The organism is Mycobacterium sp. ACS4054 (assembly GCF_001667275.1).
In the GTDB taxonomy this organism is placed as follows: Bacteria; Actinomycetota; Actinomycetes; order Mycobacteriales; family Mycobacteriaceae; genus Mycobacterium.
The window spans coordinates 1-4,538 of the sequence record NZ_LZHV01000032.1 but is presented as its reverse complement, the minus strand read 5'-3'; the positions used below and the strand labels follow the sequence as shown (position 1 = coordinate 4,538).

Below are 4,538 nucleotides of genomic sequence, written 5' to 3'. Positions count from 1 at the left end.
TTGTGTATAAGAGACAGGTGGGCGGCTGACGTGGGCGGTGTTGAGGTTGGTGTGGAAGGTCAGGGTGTCGTGACCGTCGCGCTGCAGGGTGCCGATGGAGAGGTAGTCGGAATCCCCTCGGCCGGTGAGGGTTTCGCTGATGGCGTGGGTGAGCAAGGGGTGGGCGCTGATTTCGATGAAGGTGTGATGCGCGGCGCCCGCGGCCTCGATCGCCTGCTGGAAGCGGACCGGGTTGCGCATGTTGGTGGCCCAGTGTTCGGCGTCGAAGACCGGGCGGCTATCGAGGTCCGCGTAGGTGGTGGACAGGATCGGGATGGCCGGTGGCCGTGGGGCGAGGTCGGCCAGTTGCGATCGCATCAAGGGCTGCAGCGGGTCCATCGCCGAATTATGCGGGGCCACTTCGATGTTGACCCGCCCGGCGAAGTGGTTGCGGGCGCGGACGGTGGTGATGAGGTCGTCGATCTGCTGGGTCGGCCCGGCGATGACGGTTTGGCGTGGCGAGCCGTAGATCGCCAAGCTCACCTGCGGATGGTCGGCGATCAGCGCCTCGGTGGCGGCGGCGTCGAGTTCGAGCGCGGCCATGGTGCCTTGCCCGGACAGCGGCGCCATCAACGCCGAACGCGTCGCGGTCACCCGTAATCCCTCGGCGGGCGTGAGCGCACCGGCGACCACCGCGGCGGCCACCTCGCCCATGGAATGGCCGATGACGAGGTCGGGCGTGACCCCGTAGGACCGCCACAGCGCGGTCAGCGCGAGCTGCATCCCGATCAGCCCCAGCTGGATCTGCTCGATGCCGACAAGCTCCTTGCCGGTGGCGATCACGTCGTGCAGCGAAAAGCCCGCCTGGGCAACGAAATCGGGCTCCAGCTCGGCGACCGCCGCGGCGAAGGCCGGCTCGTCGGCGAGCAGTCGGCGGCCCATGCCGGCCCACTGCGAGCCCCGACCGGAATACACGAACACCGTGCCCGGCCCGACCGCCCCCTCGCGGCAGCCCACCAGGCCAGGGGCCGGCTCACCGGCGGCCAGCGCCCGCAATCCCGCGACCGCCTGGTCCCGATCGACGGCGGCGATCGTCGCGAAGCTGGCGTGCCGCGGCCGGTGGTGGTTGAGCGTGTGCGCCACGTCGGCCAGCGCCACCTCGGCGCCGGGGCCGTCCAGCCAGTCGGCCAGCGCCGTGGCCGTCGCCGCCACCCGCTGCGGCGTCCTGCCCGACACCACCAGGGTCGACACCACCGGCCGGTCCGCAGCCGGAGCCGGAACCCGTTCGGGCGCTTGCTCTATTACCACGTGCGCGTTGGTCCCGCTCACGCCGAACGACGACACGCCGGCCCGGCGGGGTTGCCCCGTCGCCGGCCATTCCATGTCCTCGGTGCCGATGGTCAGCCGCGACACGTCGGCACTGGCGTGCGGGGTCAGCGTGTGGAAGTTCAGGTTCCGCGGGATGCGCGCGTTCTTGACGGCCAGCACGGTCTTGATGAACCCGGTGATGCCGGCAGCGGCCTCCAGGTGCCCGAGGTTGGTCTTGACCGCCCCCAACACCAGCGGGGTCCGGCCGTCCCGGTCGGCGAAAACCTTGCTCAGCGAGTCGAGTTCGATCGGGTCGCCGAGAGGGGTGCCCGTGCCGTGGGCCTCGATGTAGTCGATGTCGGACGGCGTCAACCTGGCCGACGTCAGCGCCTGGCGGAGCAGCGCCTGCTGCGCCGGGCCGTTGGGAACGGTGACCCCGCTGCTGGCGCCGTCCTGATTGACCGCCGAACCGCGCACCACGGCGAGGATGCGATTGCCGTCCCGTTGCGCGTCGGACAGCCGCTTGAGCACCACCACCCCGCAGCCCTCGCTGCGCACGTACCCGTCCGCGCCGGCGTCGAACGTCTTACATTGCCCGTCCGGCGACAGCATGCCCCACCGTGAGCAGGCGATGCTGGTGCCCGGGCTCAGCAACAGGTTGGTCCCGCCGACCAGCGCCGTGTCACTTTCGTTCCAGCGCAGGCTTTGACAGGCCAGGTGGATGGCCACCAGCGACGACGAGCACGCGGTGTCGAGCACGACGGCGGGGCCGCGGGCCCCGAGCAGATACGCCATCCGGCCCGCGGCGAAGTTCGCGGAGTTGCCGGTCAGGACGTAGGCGTCGAGTTCCTCCGGCCGCATCGCTTCGGAGAGAGTGAGCATGTAGTCGTAGGCGGTGACGCCGACGAAAACCGAGGTCTGGGTGCCGCGAACGGTGTGCGGGGGAATGCCCGCGTCTTCCAGCGCCTCCCAGGCGACCTCGAGGAACAGCCGCTGTTGCGGGTCCATCGCCGCCGCCTCGCGCGGGGTGATCGAGAAGAACTCCGCGTCGAATTCGTCCGGCTCCCAACCGGATAGGAAGCCGCCTTCGCGGTTGCAGATCGTCCCCGGGACGGTGTGGTCGTCGGTGTAGAGAGCGTCGGCGTCCCAGCGTTCGGGGGGCACCCGCACGATGCCGCTGCGCCCGTCGCGCAGCAGTTGCCAGAATTGCTCCGGGTTTGCAACCCCGCCGGGTAGCCGGCAACCCATCCCGATGACCGCGATCGGTTCGGTGCCCGCCTTCTCGGCGATCTCCAGCCGGGCGCTGAGATCGTCGATCTTGTGCAGCGCCTCGGTGATGATCGCCCGGCGGTCCGGTGTCGAGGTGGTCATCGCGTTCCTCTTAGTCTGTCGGAAAGTTGTTCCAACAACTCGGCTTCGGAGAGCTCGTCGTAGACGTCGGCGTCGGGCTCGGCGTCCGGCGCGGTGAGCTCGGGCAGCATCGTCGCCAGCTGGTCGGCGAGCGCGTACACCGTCGGGTAGTCGAAAATGACCGAGGCCGGCAGCGGTTCACCGAGGCTGTCCGACAACGCGCGCTGCAGCGTCACGCTCATCAGCGAATCCATCCCGAGCTGGAAGAAGCCGGTCGAGGGGTCCAGGGACTCGCCCGCCGGCAGCCCCATCACCCTGGCCGCCAGCATGCCGACATGATCGAGCAGCATGTCGTGGCGGCGTTCCGGCGGACACTTGCCCAGGGCAACCCGGAATTCGCTTGCCGAGGTTGACGTTTCGCCCGGGGCCGGCAGCAGGTCGTCGACTATGCGCAGCGAGCCGCGGGTGCGGTAGGCAGCCGCCAGCAGCGGCCAGTCCGCGTCCACCACCACCGAATGCACGCCGGCGGCCTGGCTCATCACCCGCGGCAGCGCGCCGATGGCGAGCTCGTCGTCCATCGGCAGCAACCCGGATCCCATGCTGACCTGGCCGAATTGGCGTTCGGCGTCGGCCAGCGACTTCCACAGTCCCCAGTTGACGGTCGTCGCCGCCAACCCCATCACGCGGCGCGCGTACGCCAGGGCGTCCAGGTAGCCGCTGGTGGCGGTGTAGTGGGCCAGCCACCGCGAACCGGTGAGGCCGGAGATCGAGGAGAACAACACGAAGTGGCGCACCGGCGTCTCCAGGGACAGCCGGTGCAACACCGCGGCGGCGTCGAGCTTGGGCGCGAACATCGCGGTGACGTCGTCGTTGGTCATCTCGTCCAGCAGGACGGGCTGCCCGGCGAACGCCGCCAGGTAAATGCCTTCCAGCGGCGGCAGGTCGGCGCCGAACCGGTCGAACAGCCGCCTCATCGCGGCTTCGTCGGTGGCGTCGGCGGCCACGGTGACGAGGTTGATTCCCGTGGTGGCAAGGCTTTCGGCCAGTTCGCGCAGCCGCTCACCGGGATTGCGTGACACCGCCACGACGGTCCCGGCGCCCATGCGGGCCAGCTGGCGGATCAGGTGCGGGCCGATGTTGCCGGTGGCGCCGATGACCAACTGGCTGGCGCCGGCGTCCAGCGTCACCGATTCGGTAGGCAGCGGGCGCCGGTGCAGCCGGGGCACGTGGCGCGCTCCGGACCGGTAGACGACCTGGTCGTCCCCGTCGGCGGCGGCCGCCTCGGCCAGCACCCGGCGCACCAACGGTTGCGCCGGCACCGAGCTGTCGAAATCTAGGATGCCGCCCCAGATTTCGGGGTGTTCCAGGGCGAGGGTGCGGCCCAATCCCCAGAGCGCCCCGTGGCTGGGGTTGGCGCGGTCGCCCTCGGTGATGGGTTGGGCGTTGCGGGTGACGATGAACAACTTGGCCGGCGAGCCGGCGGCGTGCATCGCCGCGGCGATCCGGCGGACCTGATGGAACAGCTGGTAGGCGTCCCCGACGTCCAGCGGATCGTCGGGGGCCGGGGGCGCGTACAGCACGTAATCGACCTCGCCGAGCGCCTGACCCAGGGCGCTCGGATCCGCGTCGGCGGCCTGCACCTCGGCGATGCGGCTCAGTTCGGCGGCCAGGTCGGTGTCGGCGATCACCAGCCACCGGCCGCTTTCGGTCCGGGCGGGCGCCTCGGCCGGCGGCAGCGGCCGCGCCGGCCATGCCAGCCGGGCCGACCACTCGTCGAGGGGGCCGGTGAGCGGATGTAATTGTGCGGCAACACCATTGGTGGGTGCAGATCCCGGCGTCTGCGGGCTCGCGGCCTCGACCCAGTGGCGGGTGTGGTGCCAGGGGGTGGTGGGGATCTGGTG

The 4,538-nt window shown here is 70.4% G+C and carries 2 protein-coding genes; both read right to left on the bottom strand.

Translation table 11 applies throughout. The annotated features are described in order from the left end of the window. Positions 1-2,658, bottom strand: a 2,658-nt coding sequence (locus tag A5730_RS07120; RefSeq protein ID WP_156745719.1) for a type I polyketide synthase, incomplete at its 3' end; no start/stop codon positions are given. Beyond that, positions 2,655-4,538: beta-ketoacyl reductase (locus A5730_RS07115; RefSeq protein WP_197506191.1), on the bottom strand; the 1,884-nt coding region annotated here is incomplete at its 5' end. The genes A5730_RS07115 and A5730_RS07120, both read right to left, overlap by 4 nt.